Origin of the sequence: Enterobacter vonholyi, from assembly GCF_008364555.1 — a bacterium.
GTDB lineage: Bacteria > Pseudomonadota > Gammaproteobacteria > Enterobacterales > Enterobacteriaceae > Enterobacter > Enterobacter vonholyi.
Window position 1 is genome coordinate 1 of the sequence record NZ_VTUC01000012.1, and the last position, 19,832, is coordinate 19,832.

At 54.6% G+C, this 19,832-nt stretch carries 17 protein-coding genes; 9 read left to right on the forward strand and 8 right to left on the reverse strand.

Annotated elements, in window-relative coordinates:
• Nucleotides 1–491 precede the first annotated feature (491 nt).
• Nucleotides 492–1,199, forward strand: a complete 708-nt coding sequence (locus tag F0319_RS16200) for a FadR/GntR family transcriptional regulator (RefSeq protein WP_023309775.1) — start codon at nucleotides 492–494, stop codon at nucleotides 1,197–1,199.
• Nucleotides 1,196–2,629 (forward strand): multidrug transporter subunit MdtD, encoded by a 1,434-nt coding sequence (gene mdtD / locus F0319_RS16205; RefSeq protein ID WP_115876784.1) that lies wholly within the window; start codon nucleotides 1,196–1,198, stop codon nucleotides 2,627–2,629. The genes F0319_RS16200 and mdtD overlap by 4 nt, the downstream gene beginning before the upstream one ends.
• Here the strand turns inward: mdtD and rbsR are convergent.
• From rbsR to kup, 7 genes are all read right to left on the reverse strand, one after another.
• Nucleotides 2,595–3,587: a ribose operon transcriptional repressor RbsR gene (gene rbsR / locus F0319_RS16210; protein ID WP_111964226.1), complete on the reverse strand. Its 993-nt coding sequence runs from the start codon at nucleotides 3,585–3,587 to the stop codon at nucleotides 2,595–2,597. The genes mdtD and rbsR overlap by 35 nt on opposite strands.
• 9 nt (nucleotides 3,588–3,596) lie before the next feature.
• Nucleotides 3,597–4,520, reverse strand: coding sequence for a ribokinase (gene rbsK / locus F0319_RS16215; protein WP_149367396.1), 924 nt, complete (start codon nucleotides 4,518–4,520; stop codon nucleotides 3,597–3,599).
• A 107-nt stretch (nucleotides 4,521–4,627) separates the two neighbouring features.
• Nucleotides 4,628–5,518: a ribose ABC transporter substrate-binding protein RbsB gene (gene rbsB, locus F0319_RS16220; protein WP_010426610.1), complete on the reverse strand. Its 891-nt coding sequence runs from the start codon at nucleotides 5,516–5,518 to the stop codon at nucleotides 4,628–4,630.
• A gap of 27 nt (nucleotides 5,519–5,545) precedes the next feature.
• Nucleotides 5,546–6,511, reverse strand: a complete 966-nt coding sequence (gene rbsC, locus F0319_RS16225) for a ribose ABC transporter permease (protein WP_021242657.1) — start codon at nucleotides 6,509–6,511, stop codon at nucleotides 5,546–5,548.
• Nucleotides 6,512–6,515: 4 nt separating this feature from the next.
• Nucleotides 6,516–8,021 (reverse strand): ribose ABC transporter ATP-binding protein RbsA, encoded by a 1,506-nt coding sequence (gene rbsA / locus F0319_RS16230; RefSeq protein ID WP_021242658.1) that lies wholly within the window; start codon nucleotides 8,019–8,021, stop codon nucleotides 6,516–6,518.
• Between the two features lie 7 nt (nucleotides 8,022–8,028).
• Complete coding sequence (gene rbsD, locus F0319_RS16235) at nucleotides 8,029–8,448, reverse strand: D-ribose pyranase (RefSeq protein ID WP_003862392.1); 420 nt, start codon at nucleotides 8,446–8,448, stop codon at nucleotides 8,029–8,031.
• 216 nt (nucleotides 8,449–8,664) lie between these two features.
• A complete protein-coding gene (gene kup, locus F0319_RS16240) occupies nucleotides 8,665–10,533 on the reverse strand; it encodes a low affinity potassium transporter Kup (protein ID WP_023309781.1) in 1,869 nt (622 codons plus the stop codon).
• Between the two features lie 222 nt (nucleotides 10,534–10,755).
• On the opposite strand from kup, the gene ravA reads away from it, so the two are divergent.
• Complete coding sequence (gene ravA, locus F0319_RS16245) at nucleotides 10,756–12,252, forward strand: ATPase RavA (RefSeq protein ID WP_149367369.1); 1,497 nt, start codon at nucleotides 10,756–10,758, stop codon at nucleotides 12,250–12,252.
• Nucleotides 12,246–13,697: an ATPase RavA stimulator ViaA gene (gene viaA, locus F0319_RS16250; RefSeq protein ID WP_149367370.1), complete on the forward strand. Its 1,452-nt coding sequence runs from the start codon at nucleotides 12,246–12,248 to the stop codon at nucleotides 13,695–13,697. The genes ravA and viaA overlap by 7 nt, the downstream gene beginning before the upstream one ends.
• On the opposite strand, the gene asnA is transcribed toward viaA, so the two are convergent.
• Nucleotides 13,698–14,690: an aspartate--ammonia ligase gene (gene asnA / locus F0319_RS16255; RefSeq protein ID WP_111964229.1), complete on the reverse strand. Its 993-nt coding sequence runs from the start codon at nucleotides 14,688–14,690 to the stop codon at nucleotides 13,698–13,700.
• Nucleotides 14,691–14,841: 151 nt separating this feature from the next.
• Here asnA and asnC point away from each other — a divergent pair, with 151 nt between their 5' ends.
• The 5 genes from asnC (at nucleotide 14,842) to atpI (ending at nucleotide 19,832) form a co-directional block, all read left to right on the forward strand.
• Entirely contained in the window at nucleotides 14,842–15,300 is a 459-nt protein-coding gene (gene asnC, locus F0319_RS16260) for a transcriptional regulator AsnC (RefSeq protein ID WP_008500198.1), read from the forward strand.
• A 90-nt stretch (nucleotides 15,301–15,390) separates the two neighbouring features.
• Entirely contained in the window at nucleotides 15,391–15,840 is a 450-nt protein-coding gene (mioC, locus tag F0319_RS16265; RefSeq protein WP_008500197.1) for an FMN-binding protein MioC, read from the forward strand.
• 374 nt (nucleotides 15,841–16,214) lie between these two features.
• The gene (gene mnmG, locus F0319_RS16270; RefSeq protein ID WP_115876779.1) at nucleotides 16,215–18,104 is read left to right on the forward strand and encodes a tRNA uridine-5-carboxymethylaminomethyl(34) synthesis enzyme MnmG; all 1,890 of its coding nucleotides are present in this window, start codon (nucleotides 16,215–16,217) and stop codon (nucleotides 18,102–18,104) included.
• A gap of 107 nt (nucleotides 18,105–18,211) precedes the next feature.
• Nucleotides 18,212–18,835 (forward strand): 16S rRNA (guanine(527)-N(7))-methyltransferase RsmG, encoded by a 624-nt coding sequence (rsmG, locus tag F0319_RS16275; protein ID WP_115876778.1) that lies wholly within the window; start codon nucleotides 18,212–18,214, stop codon nucleotides 18,833–18,835.
• 616 nt (nucleotides 18,836–19,451) lie between these two features.
• On the forward strand, nucleotides 19,452–19,832 hold the full coding sequence (gene atpI, locus F0319_RS16280) for a F0F1 ATP synthase subunit I (protein WP_008500194.1): 381 nt from the start codon (nucleotides 19,452–19,454) through the stop codon (nucleotides 19,830–19,832).

Sequence of the window (19,832 nt, forward strand, 5' to 3'; positions counted from 1 at the left end):
AGCGTTCAATCTGAGCCATGATCAAACTCTTCAATTTAAGTTTGATGCTCGTGAATTAAACTTCGTAATGAATTACGCATGTTCACTCAGAGACTTGGTATTCATTTTTCGTCTTGCGACGTTAAGAATCCACGTCACTTTGAGTGCCCACACAGATTGTCTGATAAATTGTTAAAGAGCAGTGCCGCTTCGCTTTTCGCTGCGGCGCGGGGTGTGCATATTACGCCTTCCCGCTTCAGAGTCAAGCGTTTATTTACGCTATTCTCTGCTGACCTGGCGGCGTGTGTGCCGTTGTTCCGTGTCAGTGGAGGCGCATTATAGGGAGTTATTCCGACGTGACAAGAGGAAATTTAAAAAAAGTTTTCATCCGCGTTTTTTTTCACCACCAGAGGTGAAATCAAGCTACAAATTGTTCTATTTGATGTATCTGCAACCACAATCACATTCGAGGTGGCATAATTATCAGCATGAATCTTTAAGGAATAAAAGCGATGCCATTAAGCGCACAACAGCTGGCCGCCCAAAAAAACCTGTCGTACGTGCTGGCAGAAAAGCTGGCGCAGCGGATTTTAGCGGGTAAATATGCCCCCGGTAGCATCCTGCCGGGTGAGATGGAGCTGGGTGAGCAGTTTGGGGTGAGCCGTACCGCCGTGCGCGAAGCGGTGAAAACCCTGACGGCAAAAGGTATGGTGCTTCCACGTCCTCGCATTGGCACACGCGTAATGCCACAGAGTAACTGGAATTTTCTCGATCAGGAGCTGCTCTCCTGGTGGATGACGGAAGATAACTTTCATCAGGTCGTCGATCACTTTCTGGTGATGCGCAGCAGCCTTGAACCTCAGGCATGTCTGCTTGCCGCTACGCTGGGAACAGCAGAGCAGAAAGCGCAGCTTAACGCGTTGATGGAAGAGATGGTGTTCCTGAAAAAACACTTCAACCGCGAACGCTGGGTTGAGGTCGATATGGCCTGGCATGAACACATCTATATGATGAGCGCCAATCCGTTCCTTACCTCTTTTGCTTCTTTATTTCATTCTGTGTATCACACCTACTTTACCTCTATTACACAAAACGAAGTGGTAAAACTGGATTTGCATCAGGCGATAGTGGATGCCATCCAGGAAAGCGACGGGCAACGAGCCCTGAGTGCGTGCCAGGCATTGCTGGCCGCGCCAACCCACCAGCAGGTAAATAAATGACAAAGAAAAAAGCGCGCAGCATGGCCGGATTGCCGTGGATTGCAGCCATGGCGTTTTTTATGCAGGCACTGGATGCCACCATCCTCAACACCGCGCTTCCCGCTATTGCGCAAAGCCTCAACCGTTCCCCACTGGCGATGCAGTCCGCCATCATCAGCTACACCCTGACGGTGGCAATGTTAATACCGGTCAGCGGCTGGCTGGCCGACCGCTTTGGCACCCGCAGAGTTTTCATGCTGGCCGTAACGCTCTTTACGCTCGGTTCGCTGGCCTGTGCGCTCTCCTCATCATTAACAGAGCTGGTTATCTTCCGCGTATTGCAGGGCATCGGCGGCGCGATGATGATGCCCGTGGCGCGCCTTGCCCTACTGCGAGCCTACCCTCGCAGCGAATTACTTCCCGTGCTCAACTTCGTTACCATGCCAGGCCTTGTTGGCCCGATACTTGGCCCGGTACTCGGTGGCGTGTTTGTCACCTGGGCAAGCTGGCACTGGATCTTCCTGATTAATATCCCAATTGGCGTTGCGGGGCTGCTGTATGCCCGCAAATATATGCCGAACTTCACCACGCCAAGGCGCAGCTTCGACATGGGCGGCTTTTTCCTGTTCGGCCTGAGCCTGGTGTTATTCTCCAGCGGGATGGAGCTGTTTGGCGAGAAGATCGTCGCAACGTGGATAGCGCTCTCCGTTATCCTGGGCGGTATTCTGTTATTTCTTCTTTATATACGTCACGCGCGCCGCCACCCGACACCGTTAATCTCCCTGGGGCTCTTTAATACCCGAACCTTTTCCGTAGGGATTGCAGGCAACATTGCGTCTCGTCTGGGGACGGGTTGTGTGCCGTTCCTGATGCCATTGATGCTGCAGGTGGGTTTCGGCTACCCGGCCCTGATTGCTGGCTGCATGATGGCGCCCACGGCAATGGGCTCGATTCTGGCAAAATCAACCGTTACGCAGGTGCTGCGCTGGTTTGGCTATCGTAAGACGCTGGTTGGCGTGACGGTCTTTATCGGTTTGATGATTGCGCAGTTTTCGCTGCAGTCCGCCGCGTTACCCGTCTGGATGCTGATCCTGCCGCTGTTTGTGTTGGGCATGGCGATGTCGACGCAGTTCACATCGATGAACACCATCACCCTCGCAGATCTGACTGACGAGAACGCCAGTAGCGGCAACAGCGTGCTGGCGGTAACGCAACAGCTGTCGATCAGTTTAGGGGTTGCCGTGAGTGCAGCGGTGCTGAGGTTTTATGAGGGTTTTGACAACGCAAATACCGTTGAGCAGTTCCACTATACCTTTATTACCATGGGTGCACTTACCGTGGTATCGGCGCTGGTCTTTATGCTGTTAAAACCGAAAGACGGCAGAAACCTGATTAAAGAACGTCATAAAGAGAAAGCTAAACCGAACCGCGTTCCATCAGAACAGGAGTAAGCTGCAGGCGTTGTTGCTGCAGCGTGGGCTGCGCCATACGGTGGATCAACACATCTATGGCCAGCTCGCCCAGTTCATCCTTCGGCTGATGAATAGTAGTCAGCGGCGGCGTCATGTAGCGGGCAAGTTCAATATCATCGTAGCCAATCACCGCCATATCGTCCGGCACGCGTAGCCCCGCCTGGTACAACGCCTGATAGGCACCAAACGCCATCGCATCATTACCAATAAAGACCGCCTGCGGGCGCTGCGCTTGCGTCAGCAGTTTCTGCATTGCCTCGAAGCCACCGTTAAATTCGAAATCACCAGTGATCCGGTAGCCATCAGGAATGGCGAGCCCTGCTCGATCCATGGCGGAGAGATACCCTTCCAGACGCAAACGCGCCGGGGTTTTATCCAGCGGACCGGTAATACAGGCGATGCGGGTATAGCCTTTATCAATCAGATACTGAGTCGCCATATCACCACCCAGCAGGGAGTTATCCTGAATGAGATCGCTGGTTCCGTCGAATGGGGCCCAGTCCATCATCACGGTGGGAATAGAAGGATAGCGCTGGATGATCTCTTTCGAGGGCTGGTGCGTTTCGGTGCAGAGCAACAGTAGCCCGTCGACGCGTTTTTGCATCAGCGTCTCCAGGTTACGATTCATGCGCTGCTCGTCACCTTCGGTGTTACACAGCACCAGGCTGTAGCCGCGCTCGAAGCAGCTGCGCTCCACGCCGCGAACCAGTTCTGAATAAAAGGGGTTGGTACTGGCAGTGATCAGCATACCGATAGTACGCGTCTGATTGAGCTTAAGGCTGCGCGCCAGCGCAGACGGCGCATAGTTGAGTTCTTTTACCGCAGCTTCGACTTTTTCCCGAATCGCCTCGCTGACGAAGCGATCTTTATTAATGACGTGGGAGACCGTCGAGGTAGAAACGCCCGCCATACGGGCGACATCTTTCATTGTAGCCAAGCGTTACCCCTACTGACTTAAGAATTCATCGATCTCTTTACGCCACGGAACGGAAGGCTGGGCTCCCTTGCGCGTCACCGCAATCGCGGCAGCGGCGTGAGCGAAGCGAATAGCGTCATCCATTTTCTTGCCTTCCAGCAGCGCGGTCACCAGTGCACCATTGAAGGTGTCTCCCGCTGCAATGGTATCAATCGCCTTCACCTTAAAGCCCGGCACATGACGGCCTTCGCCATTGACGCTTGCCCACACCCCACGGCTGCCAAGGGTGATAATTACGGTGCCGATGCCCTTATCATGCAGTGCACGTGCGGCTCGTGCGGCATCGTCATCATTTTCTACGCGAATGCCCGTCAGCTTTTCGGCTTCGGTTTCGTTCGGCGTAATGATGTCCACCAGCGCCAGCAGCTCGTCTGATAATACACGTGCTGGGGCCGGGTTCAGTACAACAGTGGTATGATTTTCATGTGCAATTTTTGCGGCGGCCAGCACGCTTTCAACCGGTGATTCCAGCTGCATGAGCAGGGCTTCCGCTCCGGCGATGATTGCACGTTGCGCTTCTACGCGCTCCGTCGTCAGCGCAGCGTTAGCCCCAGCATGAATACCGATGACATTCTCACCTTCAGCGTTGACGAAAATCAGCGCCACGCCGGTAGATTCCCCTGCAACAACGCTGACCGGTGCGATATCAACGTTGTCGCTCGCCAGCTGCTTGCGTACACGCTCACCGGTATCGTCATCACCCGTGCAGGCGATAAACGCAATATTCGCCCCACTGCGACCCGCGGCCACGGCCTGGTTGGCACCTTTACCGCCAAATGCCACCTGATAATGATTACCCGTGACGGTTTCGCCCGGTGCAGGGAACGATTCAAGGTTAAGAATGTGATCGGCATTGATACTGCCAAGGACGACGAGGTTGCCTGCGGTTTTCATGGTTGGGTTGTCCATCTGAGAGCGCCACCGGTGTTACCCGGTGGCGTATGCCACACTTTTCTTTTATTGGTGTCCCTCAGGCAGCCAGCGACTGCCTGATTCGCCTTTTACTGCTTGATGACCAGCTTCAGGTCAACCGGGTATTTAGCCTGAACTTTTTCGCCCTTCAGCACTTTGTCGGCAGTTTCAACGCCAGTGGCGCCAATCTGCTCAGGCAGCTGAGCGATGGTCGCAGCCAGTTTGCCATCGTTTACTGCTTTTTCACCATCCGGCGTGCCGTCAAATCCGACAACCATCACATCAGATTTACCTGCAGTCTGCAGAGCACGCAGCGCACCGAGCGCCATTTCGTCGTTCTGCGCGAAGACCGCCTGCACATCAGGGTGTGCGGTCAGCAGGTTCTGCATGACGTTCAGACCTTTGGTACGATCGAAGTCTGCTGGCTGGCTCGCCAGCACGTTGAATTTGTGTGCAGCCACAGCCTGCTGGAAGCCTTCGCCACGCTCGCGGGCGGCAGACGTACCGGCAATCCCCTGCAGTTCGATAACTTTCGCGCCTTCGCCAGCTTTCTTCGCGATGTAATCACCCGCGATTTTGCCGCCCAGCACGTTATCAGACGCAATGTGGCTCACTACTTCGCCTTTCGTTGCCTGACGGTCCAGGGTGATTACCGGGATCTTCGCCTGGTTTGCCATTTTAACGGCGTTACCTACGGCGTCAGAGTCGGTTGGGTTGATCAGCAGAATTTTGGTGCCACGAACGGTTAAGTCCTGAACGTTAGCCAGCTCTTTCGCCGGGTTGTTCTGTGAATCCAGCACCACCAGGTTGTAGCCCAGCTTGTCAGCTTCTTTCTGCGCACCGTCCTTCAGGGAGACGAAGAACGGGTTGTTCAGGGTTGAGACAACCAGCGCGATGGTATCTTTCGCCATGGCGTTAGCACTTACGGTTGCGCTCAGCGCGACAGCAGAAACCAGGGTAGCCAGTTTTTTCATGTTCATATCTAAGATGTCCTGTAGTGTCGTCAGTTACTGTTTTTTGTTGTCTACCAGTACCGCCAGCAAAATCACCACTGCCTTAACGATCATCTGGTAATAGGAGGAAACACCTAACAAATTCAAACCATTATTCAGGAAACCGAGAATCAGTGCGCCGATCAATGTCCCAACAATGCGACCTTTACCGCCCGCAAGACTCGTACCGCCCAGAACCACTGCCGCGATAGCATCCAGCTCATACCCCGTACCCGCCGTCGGCTGCGCGGAAGAGAGGCGCGCCACTTCGATAATGCCCGCCAGTGACGCCAGCAGACCGCACAGGGAGTACACGATAACTTTGACTTTATTAACGCTGATACCGGACAGGCGCGTTGCCGCTTCGTTACCGCCCAGCGCATAGATATAACGACCCAGACGGGTATGATGCAGCATGTACCACGCCGCCAGGAAGACAATAGCCATGATCCAGACCGGCGTCGGGACACCCAGCGGGCGACCGATACCGAACCAGCCAAACAGATCGGCGTTATCGGTGAAGCCGGTATTGACCGGGCTGCCGTTGGTATAAACCATGGTCACCCCGCGCAGCAGCAGCATCATCACCAGCGTGGCGATGAATGCCTGAACGCGACCTTTTGCCACAATCACGCCTGTGACGGCACCAATCGCCGCGCCTGCAGCCAGGGCTGCGGCCACGGCCACCAGCGCGTTGACTTCAATCCCGACAAGCGAAGCGGCGATCGCGCCGGTAAGGGCCAGCAGGGAACCGACGGACAAATCGATCCCTGAGGTCAAAATTACCAGCGTCATGCCGACCGCCATAATGGCATTCACCGACGTCTGCTGCAGAATGTTGAACAGGTTATTAACGGTGAAAAAGTTCGGGCTCATGGTCGATACAATCGCGATCAGCACCAGCAGGGCAATCAGCGATTTTTGTTCCATCAGCCACGCCTTTGTGAAATAGCGGCGACCAGAAACAGCCTGGGTAGTCATCTTCTTACTCCTGATTCACGCGATTAAGCTTGCCCACAGCGGCAGCCATCAGAACTTCCTGGGTGGCCTGCTCGCGAGTGAATTCACCGCCGAGATGCCCTTCATGCATAACGATAATGCGATCGCTCATGCCTAATACTTCTGGCATCTCGGAAGAGACCAGAATGATGCTCAGACCGTCGGCCTTAAACTGGTTAATCAGCTGATAGATCTCTTTCTTCGCGCCCACGTCCACGCCGCGGGTTGGCTCGTCGAGGATCAGCACTTTCGGGCGCGTCATCAACCCGCGCGCAATCGCCACTTTCTGCTGATTCCCGCCGGATAACAGGCCAATCGCCTGCTCCATCGACGGGGTTTTGACGTTAAAGAGGCGGATAAAATCGCTGACCGCCTGCTGTTCGTCTTTATGCTTCAGGCTTCCACCGCTATGGCTGAAATAGCGCAGCGCGGTCAGGGACATGTTCTCTTTTACCGACATGCCCAGCACCAGGCCATCGCGTTTGCGGTCTTCGGAGATATAGACGATGCCGTTCGCCAGACCATCCTGCGGAGAGCGGGTGACCACTTCATGGCCGTCAAGGGTGACATAACCGCTGGTGCGCGGCAGTGCGCCGTACAACACTTTCATCAGCTCGGTACGTCCCGCCCCCATCAGGCCCGCCACGCCCAGGATCTCGCCCTGGCGCAGGGTAAAGGTCACGTCGTTCACACCCGGACCGCAGAGGTTGTCCACCTTCAGGCGGATCTCTCCCGGCGCTTTATCCAGATGCGGATATTGATCTTCAAGCTTACGTCCCACCATCATTTCAATGAGCGTATCTTCGGTCAGCGTGGCCACTTCGCGCTCGGCAATAAACTGCCCGTCGCGGAAAACGGTGACGTCGTCGCAGATCTCGAAGATCTCTTTCATGCGGTGAGAGATATAGACAATCCCGCGCCCCTGCGACTTCAGCTCGCGGATAACGCGGAACAGGGATTCGGTTTCAGTATCGGTCAGGGCGTCGGTCGGTTCATCCATAATGATGACCTTCGACTCAAAGCTCAGCACCTTCGCGATTTCCACCATCTGCTGATCGCCAATCGACAAATCGCCTACCAGACGGTCGCTCTTAAAGCGCAGGTTCAGCTTCGCCAGCAGCTTGTCCGCTTCGGCATACATAGTTTTCCAGTCGATTTTGCCGAACCGGTTAACAAACTCGCGGCCGAGGAAGATGTTTTCCGCAATGGTGAGCTGCGGGATCAGGTTCAGCTCCTGGTGAATAATGCCGATACCCGCTTCCTGAGAAGATTTCGGGCCAGTGAAGGTGGTTTCTTTACCCAGCCAGAGGAGTGAGCCAGCATCGCGTTGATAGATACCGGTCAGCACTTTCATCATGGTGGATTTGCCGGCGCCGTTTTCCCCCACCAGCGCCATTACGCGCCCGGGGTAGACGTTCAGCGCCGCGCCGGAGAGGGCTTTTACGCCCGGGAACGACTTATCGATCCCTTTGAGTTGCAGTAATGCGTCCATGATGGCCTCAGAAGGTGACGCCAGCACAGAGAATGATATTCGCATACGGGGAACACTCCCCGCTGCGAATTACCGCCTGACTGTCTGCGGTTTGTTGTTTGAACTGCTCGTGCGTTGTGTAACGAATTTCTATGGTGTTTCCCTGGTGTTGTTGCAGTTGCTCAATATGGCTGAGCAACGTTTCGTGGAGTTGCGGATTATGTTGTTTGATTTCCGCCGCGAGAATGGCTGCCTCAACCTGCATCTCCGCCGTCACGACTTCCAGTACCTGCATAAACGAAGGAACACCCTGCGTTAACGCCATATCAATACGGGTTGTGCTGCGCGGAACCGGTAAGCCAGCATCGCAAACCACCAGCGTATCGGTATGCCCAAGACGGGAAATAACCGATGAGATTTCTGAGTTGAGTACCGTGCCTTTCTTCATTTTCTTGCTCCACTAGCGAAACGTTTCGCTAAAAGTAGTGTAGCGCCAGAAATGTTCAGAAAACCATCATGACGTAACAGATTTGTGATCGACGTCGAAACGTTTCGCTAAGTGAAATATTGATGGGAGAAATAGCCCGACGGCGCTTCACTTGCACGGGCCTACGGGTTTGGTAGGCCGGGTAAGCGCAGCGCCACCCGGCATTTTCGAAAGGACTTAAATCTCGACCTGCGTACCCAGCTCTATCACGCGGTTAGGCGGGATCTCAAACTGGTCAGGCGCGCGCAGGGCGTTACGCTGCAGGATCAGGTACAGCTTGCCGCGCAGGCGCAAATACCAAGGGCGCTTGCCGATGATAAGCGATTCGTGAGACATAAAGAACGACGTCTCCATCATCCGGCAGCTCAGCCCTTCAAGACCGCAGCGGTGGAACACCTCTTCCACGTTTGGCGTTTCACGCCAGCCGTAGCTCGCCACCACGCGCCAGAATGTCGGGGAGAGCTGCTCGATTTGCACGCGACGCACGTTGTGAACGTAAGGCGCATCTTCAGTGCGCAGCGTCAGCAGGATCACGCGCTCGTGCAGCACTTTGTTGTGCTTGAGGTTATGCATCAGCGCGAAGGGAATGACGTTCAGGGCGCGAGACATGTACACCGCTGTGCCAGGCACGCGGACCGGCGGGGATTTCTCCAGAGAAGCGATCATCGCCTCAAGAGAGTTCCCGTGCTCGTGCATGCGGCGCAGCAGACGGAAACGCTCGCTTTTCCAGGTGGTCATGACGATGAACATCACCAGACCCAGCGTCAGCGGCAGCCAGCCGCCGGAGACAATCTTGTCGAGGTTTGCGGAGAATAGCGGCACGTCAATGCACAGGAAGCCCACCAGAATCATCGCCACGAGGAATTTATTCCAGTGCCAGTTTCGGTACGCTACCGTGGTGGAGAGAAGCGATGTCAGCACCATCGTACCGGTTACCGCAATACCGTACGCCGCCGCCAGGTTGCTGGAGTGCTCGAAGCTGACGATAACAATCACAACCGCGAAATAGAGCAGCCAGTTAACGAACGGGATATAGATCTGGCCCGACTCCATCTCAGAGGTATGGATGATGCGCATCGGTGAGAGATACCCCAGACGCACGGCCTGGCGCGTCAGAGAAAACACGCCGGAAATCACCGCCTGGGAGGCAATGACGGTCGCCAGCGTCGCCAGAATCAGCATCGGCACCAGCGCCCAGTCAGGCGCCAGCAGGAAGAACGGGTTCTTGATCGCTTCCGGATTTTTAAGTAACAGCGCGCCCTGGCCGAAATAGTTCAGCACCAGCGACGGTAGCACCACAATAAACCATGCCACGCGGATAGGCAGTTTCCCGAAGTGCCCCATGTCAGCATATAGCGCTTCCACACCGGTGATGGAGAGCACGACGGCACCCAGCGCCACGAAGGAAACCACTTTGTATTCAAGGAAGAAATGCACGGCCCAGTAAGGGTTCAGCGCATGCAGCACTTCCGGATTCGCGATAATGCTGCGCAAACCAAGCGCGGCCAGGATCAGGAACCAGGCCAGCATAATCGGTGCAAACAGTTTGCCCACCAGCCCGGTACCGTGCTTCTGGATCATAAACAGCAGCGTCAGGACAATAATGGCCAGAGGAACAACCCATGAATCGAGCTGCGGGGCAATAATTTCCAGCCCCTCTATCGCCGAGAGGACCGAAATCGCGGGCGTGATAACCACCTCTCCGTAGAAGAAGCTGCCGCCAATCAGGCCGATAATCACCAGAACGGAGGTCATTCTGGCGGAGGTGTTGCGCCCTGCAAGGGACATCAGGGTCAGGATCCCGCCTTCGCCGGCGTTATCAGCACGCATAACGAAGGAGAGATACTTAACGGAAACGACCAGAATCAGCAGCCAGAAGATGAGGGACAGGAAGCCAAACACGGCATCGCGCTCAACACCAAAGCCAAACTGGCCGGACAAACATTCACGAAGCGTATAAAGCGGGCTGGTGCCAATATCACCGTAGACAACCCCGATCGCCGCAAGCGTAATTGCGGGTAATGATTGCTTATTATCAGTGCTCATAGACTAGTCTTTTCGTTTAAATAACAAATGTGTTCCTGGTCCCTTGGCCCACAAAAAGCGCACAGTATGCACGATTCATTGCAAAATCGTACCCCTAAATGCAACCGCATTAATGTAGCGCAAAGAAGATTGCGCCGCACTTCAGTCTATTACCAGCCCTGACTGAAACGTCTATACTCGCTTCAATTGGCCGCCACGACGGCGAAAGGATGCAAAACTATTATGGCTCACTCACATTTATTAGCAGAAAGAATTTCCCGCCTTAGCAGCGCGCTGGAGAAAGGCCTTTTCGAGCGTAGCCACGCCATTCGCCTCTGTTTACTGGCGGCGTTGAGCGGCGAGAGCGTGTTTTTGCTGGGTCCGCCGGGCATTGCCAAAAGCCTGATTGCCCGCAGGCTAAAATTTGCTTTTCAGAACGCCCGCGCCTTCGAATATCTCATGACCCGGTTTTCCACCCCAGAAGAAGTTTTTGGCCCACTTTCCATCCAGGCACTGAAAGATGAGGGGCGCTATCAGCGTCTGACAGAAGGGTATCTTCCGGAGGCTGAGATTGTCTTTCTTGATGAAATCTGGAAAGCGGGACCGGCCATTCTGAACACCCTGCTCACGGCGATAAACGAACGTCGGTTCCGCAACGGCGCCAGTGAAGAAAAAATCCCAATGCGCCTGCTGGTGGCCGCCTCAAACGAACTGCCTGAAGCCGACAGCAGCCTGGAAGCGCTGTATGACCGTATGCTGATCCGCCTGTGGCTGGACAAAGTACAGGATAAATCCAACTTCCGCTCCATGCTGGTCAGCCAGCAGGACGAGAGCGAAAATCCGGTACCCGCTTCGCTGCAGGTGACGGATGAGGAGTACCACCAGTGGCAGCAGGATATTGGCAAAATCAAATTGCCGGACGCGGTATTCGAGCTGATCTATCTGCTGCGTCAGCAGCTTGATCACCTTCCCTCGGCGCCCTATGTCTCCGATCGCCGCTGGAAAAAAGCGATCCGTCTGCTGCAGGCCAGCGCCCTGTTCAGCGGCCGCGATGCCGTGGCACCCATTGATCTGATCCTGCTGAAAGACTGCCTCTGGCACGACGCGGAAGGCATGAACCTGATGCAGCAGCAGCTTGACGTTTTGATGACCGGACACGCCTGGGGACAGCAGGCGATGCTCAATCAGTTGGGGGCGATTGCCCAGCGGCGCATCCAGCTCCAGCAGCAGCAAAGTGATAAAACCGCGCTGAAAGTGAATCGCCTGGGGGGGATGTTCGCACGCAAACCGCACTATGAATTACCCGCCGAACTCACCACCCCGACGCTGACCCTGCTGCTCCAGCAGCCGCTTAAGCTGCATGATATGCAGGTGGTGCACGTGACGATTGAGCGCGAGGCGCTGGCACAGTGGCTGGATAAGGGCGGAGAGATCCGTGGAAAGCTCAACGGCATCGGTTTCGCGCAGCCGCTGAATATGGAAGTGGACAGCAGCCAGCACCTGGTGATCCGCGACGTCAGCCTGCAGGGCTCGCGTCTCGCGCTGCCGGGAACCGCCTCTGACAGCGTCCCCGAGGAGATTAAGCAGCAGCTGGAAGCGCTGGATACGGAATGGCACCAGCAGCACACCCGCTTTAGCGAGCAGCAAAAGTGCCTCTTTATTCATAGCGACTGGTTAGGTCGCATCGAAGCCAGCCTGCAGGACGTCAGCGCGCAGATTAAACAGGCGCGTCAATGCTAACTCTGGATACGCTTAACGTCATGCTGGCCGTCAGCGAGGAAGGGTTGATCGAAGAAGTGGTCATAACCCTTCTGGCTTCGCCGCAGCTGGCAGCCTTCTTTGAAAAATTTCCGAAGCTCAAAAAAGCGATGACGGACGATCTTCCGCGCTGGCGGGAAAATTTGCGTCAGCGGTTCAGGGAGACCGAAGTTCCGCCTGAGCTAACGGAAGAGGTGGCCTGTTATCAGCAGTGCCAGCGGCTCTCCACATCGCAGTTTATCGTTCAGCTTCCGCAAACCCTCACGCTGCTCGACAAGCTCCACTCTCCGTTTGCCAGCCAGGCCCGGGCGCTGGTCACGGATAACGCCACGTTCACTCCCGCACTGCACACCCTCTTCTTACAGCGCTGGCGCCTCAGCCTGGTGGTGCAGGCCACGACGCTAAACCAGCAGTTGCTGGACGAAGAGCGCGAACAGCTGCTCAGTGAAGTTCAGGAGCGCATGACCTTAAGCGGCCAGCTTGAGCAGGTGCTGGTGGAGAATGAAAACGCCGCAGGGCGTCTCTGGGATATGAGCGCAGGCCAGCTCCGGCGCGGGGACTATCAGCTGATCGTCAAGTACGGCGATTTTCTGACGCAGCAGCCCGAGCTGATGAAGCTTGCAGAACAGCTGGGTCGCTCAAGGGAGGCAAAGTCGGTCCCAAAGAAAGATGCCCCCATGGAGACTTTCCGCACCCTGGTGCGCGAACCGGCTACCGTGCCGGAGCAGGTCGACGGGCTCCAGCAGAGTGATGACATTTTACGCCTGCTGCCCACGGAACTGAGCACGCTCGGGATGACCGAGCTGGAGTATGAGTTTTACCGTCGGCTGGTGGAAAAACAGCTCCTCACCTACCGGCTGCACGGCGAAGCCTGGCGCGAGAAGGTAAGCCAGCGTCCTGTGGTTCATCAGGATTTTGATGAACAGCCGCGCGGGCCATTCATCGTTTGCGTGGATACGTCCGGATCGATGGGTGGGTTTAACGAGCAGTGTGCGAAGGCGTTCTGTCTGGCACTGATGCGCGTGGCGCTCGCCGATCGCCGTCGCTGCTTCATCATGCTGTTCTCCAGCGAAGTCGTGGGCTATGAGCTGACGAACCAGCAGGGGATCGAGCAGGCAATCCGCTTCCTGAGCCAGCGTTTTCGCGGTGGAACCGATCTGGCAAGCTGTTTTCGCAGCATTGTGGAGCGTATGCAGGGCGGCGACTGGTACGACGCTGACGCAGTGGTGATTTCCGATTTTATTGCCCAGCGGCTGCCGGATGATGTAGTCAATAAGGTGAAGGAATTACAGCGGGTGCATCAACACCGTTTTCATGCGGTGGCGATGTCCGCCCATGGAAAACCCGGCATCATGCGCATCTTCGATCATATCTGGCGCTTTGATACCGGGCTGCGTAGCCGCCTGCTCAGACGCTGGCAGCGTTAATTACAGAAGAGAGCCAACGCTTTCACGTACCTGCTGCGGCCAGACACCACACTGAACCTGACCGATATGAGGTAATTGCAGCAGCAGCATGGTCAGACGGGACTGGCCGATACCGCCGCCAATCGTCTGCGGCATTTCGCCGCGCAGCAGCGCCTGATGCCACTCGAGTTTGAGACGGTCTTCATCACCGGTAACCGCCAGCTGGCGCTTCAGCGCGTCAGCATCCACGCGGATCCCCATAGAAGAGAGCTCGAATGCGTCTTCGAGTATCGGGTTCCAGACCAGGATATCGCCGTTCAGCCCGGCAAATTCGCCATCACCCACAGTACTCCAGTCATCATAATCAGGCGCACGAACGTCGTGGCGCTTACCGTCAGACAGCTTGCCGCCGATACCGATCAGGAACACAGCACCTAATTCTTTGGCGATCGCACGCTCGCGGCCTTTGGCATCCAGATCCGGGAAACGGGTCAGCAGTTCCTGGCTGTGGACAAAGTGGATCGTATCCGGCAGGAACGTTGCCAGACCAAACTCTTTGCTCACTGCCGCTTCGGTTGCTTTGATCCCGGCGTAGATCGCCTCAACGGTGGATTTCAGCGTACCGATATGACGTTCACCATCACCCATTACGCGCTCCCAGTCCCACTGGTCAACGTAAACAGAATGAATCGGTGAAAGGCGATCTTCATCAGGGCGAAGGGCTTTCATGTGCGTGTAGAGCCCTTCGCCCGCACTGAAGTCGTGTTGTCCCAGGGTCTGACGCTTCCACTTCGCCAGTGAATGAACCACTTCGAACTGGGCGTCTGGCAGTGTTTTCACTTTCACCTGTACCGCTTTTTCGCATCCAGAGAGGTTATCCTGCGTCCCGTCACCCACGCGGCTGAGGATCGGTGCCTGGACTTCAATCAGCCCAAGCTTCTCTTCCAGCTGGCGGGAAAAATGGGATTTTACGAAACTGATCTGGCGTTGTTTTGCGATGTAAGCGGTTTTCATTATTTATACTCCTGCGTCCTGTTGATATTGATTAAGCAACAGAAACGGCGCCTTATTCAATAACCCATCAACAAAAAGCCACCTTCATTTTTGATTCGATAAAATATAGCGCTAGAATAGAGTGATTCATTAATCTTCATAAGAAAAAGCTATGGAAAATTATCAGATCGACAATCTCGACCGCGGCATTCTGGAGGCCTTAATGGCTAATGCCCGCACCGCCTATGCCGAACTGGCAAAACAGTTTGGCGTCAGCCCGGGAACCATTCACGTTCGCGTAGAAAAGATGAAGCAGGCAGGGATCATTACCGGTGCGCGCATTGACGTCAGCCCAAAGCAGCTGGGTTACGACGTCTGCTGCTTCATCGGCATCATTCTTAAAAGCGCCAAAGACTACCCTTCTGCCCTGGCGAAACTGAACGCGCTGGATGAAGTCACCGAGGCGTACTACACCACCGGGCACTACAGCATCTTTATTAAAGTTATGTGCCGATCCATCGACGCGCTCCAGCAGGTACTTATCAACAAGATCCAAACAATAGATGAAATTCAGTCCACCGAGACCCTGATCTCCTTGCAAAACCCGATCATGCGTACCATCCGCCCGTGATCGGGCAAATTCATTCCCACATTTTCCACAGGTAGATCCCAGCTCGTTCACAGCGTACAATGGCCCTCTCTTTATCTGAGCGAGCGATCAATGGCGGACATTACCCTTATCAGCGGCAGCACCCTTGGTGGTGCGGAATACGTAGCGGAACATCTGGCTGAAAAGCTGGAAGAGGCGGGCTTTTCCACGGAAACCCTGCACGGCCCGTTGCTTGAAGATCTCCCGACTGACGGGGTCTGGCTGCTGATCACCTCCACGCACGGCGCGGGGGATCTGCCGGATAATCTGCAACCTTTATATGACGAACTGCTGGAACAGCAGCCCGACCTGTCAAACGTCCGTTTTGGCGCAGTGGGGATCGGCAGTCGTGAATATGACACCTTTTGCGGGGCAATAGAGAAAGTCGAAGCCGCTGTGACCTCCTGCGGAGCAAAACAGCTGGGTGAAACGCTCAAGATCAACATCCTCGATCATGACATTCCGGAGGATCCAGCCGAGATCTGGCTCGCGGAATGGAAAAATTTACTCAAAAATGATTAAAGATCGCGCGAACAGATGTGGATAACTCTGGTTAAAAGCTCGTATTAACCCGTAGTTATCCAAATAACAACCGTAGCGCAGTTTTTGGCCTGTGTATAAAGTCGCGATCTGATCCCAGCTTATACGGTCCAGGATCACCGATCATTCACAGCAAACGATCCTTTCTAACTGCATGATCTTCTTTATGAGATCGGACTTATCCACACAGGTTCGCGATCCTAATAAGAGATCACAATAGAACAGATCTCTAAATAAAAAGATCTTCTTTTTAATAGCCCAGGATCCCAATGCTTTCTCGAAAGACTAAAGTTGAGTAGAATCCACGGCCCGGGCTTCAATCCATTTTCATACCGCTTTACGCGAGGCAGACCACCATGTTTTATCAGGATCCTTTTGACGTCATCATCATTGGCGGGGGTCACGCAGGCACTGAGGCCGCAATGGCCGCAGCGCGAATGGGTCAGCAGACCCTGCTTTTGACACACAATATCGACACGCTGGGACAAATGTCCTGTAATCCGGCGATTGGCGGCATTGGGAAAGGACACCTGGTAAAAGAAGTGGATGCACTTGGCGGCCTGATGGCGAAAGCGATCGATCGGGCCGGCATCCAGTTTAGGATACTAAACGCGAGTAAAGGTCCCGCTGTGCGTGCGACCCGTGCTCAGGCAGACCGCGTACTTTACCGTCAGGCGGTGCGTACCGCCCTGGAGAATCAGCCGAACCTGATGATCTTCCAGCAGGCGGTTGAAGATCTAATCGTTGAGAACGATCGCGTCGTGGGTGCCGTGACTCAGATGGGCCTCAAATTCCGCGCCAAAGCCGTGGTGCTGACCGTGGGTACATTCCTTGACGGTAAAATTCATATCGGTCTGGATAACTACAGCGGCGGCCGTGCTGGCGATCCGCCGTCTATACCATTGTCTCGCCGTCTGCGAGAACTGCCGCTGCGCGTTAGCCGCCTGAAAACCGGTACGCCGCCGCGTATTGATGCGCGCACCATTGATTTCAGCGTGCTGGCGCAACAGCACGGTGATAACCCAATGCCGGTCTTCTCGTTCATGGGCAATGCGGCACAGCATCCGCAGCAGGTGCCGTGCTATATCACGCATACCAACGAGAAAACCCACGACGTGATCCGCAATAACCTCGATCGCAGCCCCATGTACGCCGGCGTGATCGAAGGGATCGGTCCGCGCTACTGCCCGTCGATCGAGGACAAAGTGATGCGCTTCGCCGATCGCAACCAGCACCAGATCTTCCTGGAGCCGGAAGGGCTGACCTCGAACGAAATTTACCCGAACGGCATCTCCACCAGCCTGCCGTTTGACGTGCAGATGCAAATTGTTCGCTCAATGCAGGGCATGGAGAACGCAAAAATCGTTCGCCCTGGCTACGCTATTGAGTACGATTTCTTCGATCCGCGTGACCTGAAGCCAACCCTGGAGAGCAAATTCATCCACGGTCTGTTCTTTGCGGGTCAGATTAACGGCACCACCGGCTACGAAGAAGCGGCTGCGCAGGGCCTGCTTGCCGGTCTGAACGCCGCGCGCTTCTCTGCTGAGAAAGAGGGCTGGGCACCCGGCCGTTCTCAGGCGTATCTGGGCGTGCTGGTTGACGATCTCTGCACGCTGGGTACCAAAGAACCGTACCGTATGTTTACCTCTCGCGCGGAATATCGCCTGATGCTGCGTGAAGATAACGCCGACCTGCGTTTGACCGAAATCGGCCGCGAGCTGGGTCTGGTCGATGACGAACGCTGGGCGCGCTTTAACGAGAAGCTGGAGCGCATTGAACAGGAACGTCAGCGCCTGAAAACCACCTGGGTGAACCCGCAGGCGGAAACCGCTGCCGAAGTAAACGCTCACTTAACCGCGCCGCTGTCGCGCGAGGCCAGCGGTGAAGATTTGTTGCGCCGTCCTGAAGTCACCTACGAGAACCTGGTCAAACTGACCGCGTTCGCGCCGGGCCTGGAAGATGCTGAAGCGGCAGAGCAGGTTGAGATCCAGGTTAAGTACGAAGGTTACATCGCGCGTCAGCAGGATGAGATCGAAAAACAGCAGCGTAACGAAAACACGCTGCTGCCGGAAATGCTGGACTACCGCCAGGTGACTGGCCTTTCCAACGAAGTGATCGCCAAGCTGAACGATCACAAACCGGTCTCGATCGGCCAGGCCTCACGTATCTCCGGCGTCACGCCTGCAGCGATTTCCATTCTGCTGGTGTGGCTGAAAAAGCAGGGCATGCTGCGCCGTAGCGCGTAAGGCCCGGAATATTGCCCGGTGGCGCAGCGCTTACCGGGCCTACTGAACCCGTAGGGTGGGTAAGCCAAGCGCCACCCGCCACCTAAGTTTTCCAACAGGTATTCACCGTGCTCAACAAACTCTCTCGTCTGCTGGATCAGGCAGGTATTTCGCTCACCGATCACCAGAAAAATCAGCTGGTGGCCTATGTCGATATGCTGAATAAATGGAATAAAGCGTACAACCTGACGTCTGTTCGCGACCCCAACGAGATGCTCGTTCGCCACATTCTCGACAGCATCGTGGTTGCCCCTTATCTGAAAGGTGAGCGTTTTATCGACGTAGGGACGGGCCCTGGTCTGCCGGGTATTCCGCTGTCGATTGTTCGCCCTGAGAGCCATTTCACGCTTCTGGACAGTCTTGGCAAGCGTGTGCGCTTTTTACGTCAGGTACAGCATGAGCTGAAGCTTGAAAATATTACGCCCGTGCAGAGCAGGGTAGAGGCGTTCCCGGCAGAGCCGCCGTTTGACGGGGTTATCAGCCGCGCATTTGCGTCGCTCAATGATATGGTGAGCTGGTGCAAGCACTTACCTGCTGAGAATGGCCGCTTTTATGCGCTAAAAGGGCAGTTGCCAGGCGATGAGATTGAACAGCTTCCGGACGGTTTTGCTGTTGAATCCATCGAGAAATTAAACATTCCTCAGCTCGATGGCGAACGTCATCTGGTGATAATTAAGCCAAACAATTTTTAAAAAATTAATAAAAAATGTGGAATTTGTGCTGTTCTTCGCATGTTAAAAAACAGCACAACTACCGGGGATTTACTGGTGAGCTTTTAACCTCGTTTTTACTAAGGTTTTTCTTCTGGTTAACCTGGCGACTATTCTTCCCCTTGAAGATAGTCATCTGTGAAAATATAAGTCTGCTAAAAGTGGAAAGCAGTAACCAGAACGCAATGTTAATTATTTATTAAGAATGTCAATAAAACGTTTTTATTGTGTACCGGGCTGTTTTGAAAATAGTTGCGATATTTTGCGTTTAATTTCATAAAGATAAATTTCTGCGATTTGCGTCTTTGATAAATACAACCTTATCGCAAATGTGTGTTTTGTGATCTCGTGCACGCTTTATCGACAACGTTTTCGCGCTGTTTGCAGTTTTGGTCGAAGGTTGGTGCTTTGCTCGAAAGTTAAAAAATAGCGGTGGGGAAAAATATTTAAACATTTATTCACCTTTTCGCTACTTAATGTTTGAAATCACGGGTGCGCACCGTATAATTTGACCGCTTTTTGATGCTTGACTCTGAGCCTTAAAGGACGTTTTATACGACACGCGGCATACCTCGAAGGGAGCAGGAGTAAAAACGTGATGTCTGTGTCGCTCTTGAGTAGAAACGTTGCTCGTAAGCTTCTGTTCATTCAGTTTCTGGCTGTGATAGCAAGTGGACTGCTGTTTAGCCTCAAAGACCCCTTCTGGGGCATCTCCGCCGTGTGCGGGGGTTTGGCGGTTGTGCTGCCAAACGTGTTGTTTATGATTTTTGCCTGGCGTCATCAGGCGCATACACCCGCCAAAGGCCGCGTGGCCTGGTCCTTCGCCCTCGGCGAAGTGTGTAAGGTGTTGCTGACCTTTGCTCTACTGGTGATGGCGCTGGCGGTTTTGAAAGTGGTCTTCATGCCGCTGATAGCAACGTGGGTTTTGGTGCTGGTGGTACAAGTTCTGGCTCCAGCTGTAATCAATAACAAAGGGTAA

Bases quoted from the DNA above. Each gene is read 5' to 3' on its own strand.
- rbsK (WP_149367396.1), bottom strand. From the start codon at position 4,520: ATGAAAACCGCAGGCAACCTCGTCGTCCTTGGCAGTATCAATGCCGAT.
- rbsA (WP_021242658.1), bottom strand. From the start codon at position 8,021: ATGGACGCATTACTGCAACTCAAAGGGATCGATAAGTCGTTCCCGGGC.
- rbsD (WP_003862392.1), bottom strand. From the start codon at position 8,448: ATGAAGAAAGGCACGGTACTCAACTCAGAAATCTCATCGGTTATTTCC.
- viaA (WP_149367370.1), top strand. From the start codon at position 12,246: ATGCTAACTCTGGATACGCTTAACGTCATGCTGGCCGTCAGCGAGGAA.
- kup (WP_023309781.1), bottom strand. From the start codon at position 10,533: ATGAGCACTGATAATAAGCAATCATTACCCGCAATTACGCTTGCGGCG.
- rbsB (WP_010426610.1), bottom strand. From the start codon at position 5,518: ATGAACATGAAAAAACTGGCTACCCTGGTTTCTGCTGTCGCGCTGAGC.
- asnC (WP_008500198.1), top strand. From the start codon at position 14,842: ATGGAAAATTATCAGATCGACAATCTCGACCGCGGCATTCTGGAGGCC.
- mdtD (WP_115876784.1), top strand. From the start codon at position 1,196: ATGACAAAGAAAAAAGCGCGCAGCATGGCCGGATTGCCGTGGATTGCA.
- asnA (WP_111964229.1), bottom strand. From the start codon at position 14,690: ATGAAAACCGCTTACATCGCAAAACAACGCCAGATCAGTTTCGTAAAA.
- rbsC (WP_021242657.1), bottom strand. From the start codon at position 6,511: ATGACTACCCAGGCTGTTTCTGGTCGCCGCTATTTCACAAAGGCGTGG.
- mnmG (WP_115876779.1), top strand. From the start codon at position 16,215: ATGTTTTATCAGGATCCTTTTGACGTCATCATCATTGGCGGGGGTCAC.
- atpI (WP_008500194.1), top strand. From the start codon at position 19,452: ATGTCTGTGTCGCTCTTGAGTAGAAACGTTGCTCGTAAGCTTCTGTTC.
- mioC (WP_008500197.1), top strand. From the start codon at position 15,391: ATGGCGGACATTACCCTTATCAGCGGCAGCACCCTTGGTGGTGCGGAA.
- ravA (WP_149367369.1), top strand. From the start codon at position 10,756: ATGGCTCACTCACATTTATTAGCAGAAAGAATTTCCCGCCTTAGCAGC.
- F0319_RS16200 (WP_023309775.1), top strand. From the start codon at position 492: ATGCCATTAAGCGCACAACAGCTGGCCGCCCAAAAAAACCTGTCGTAC.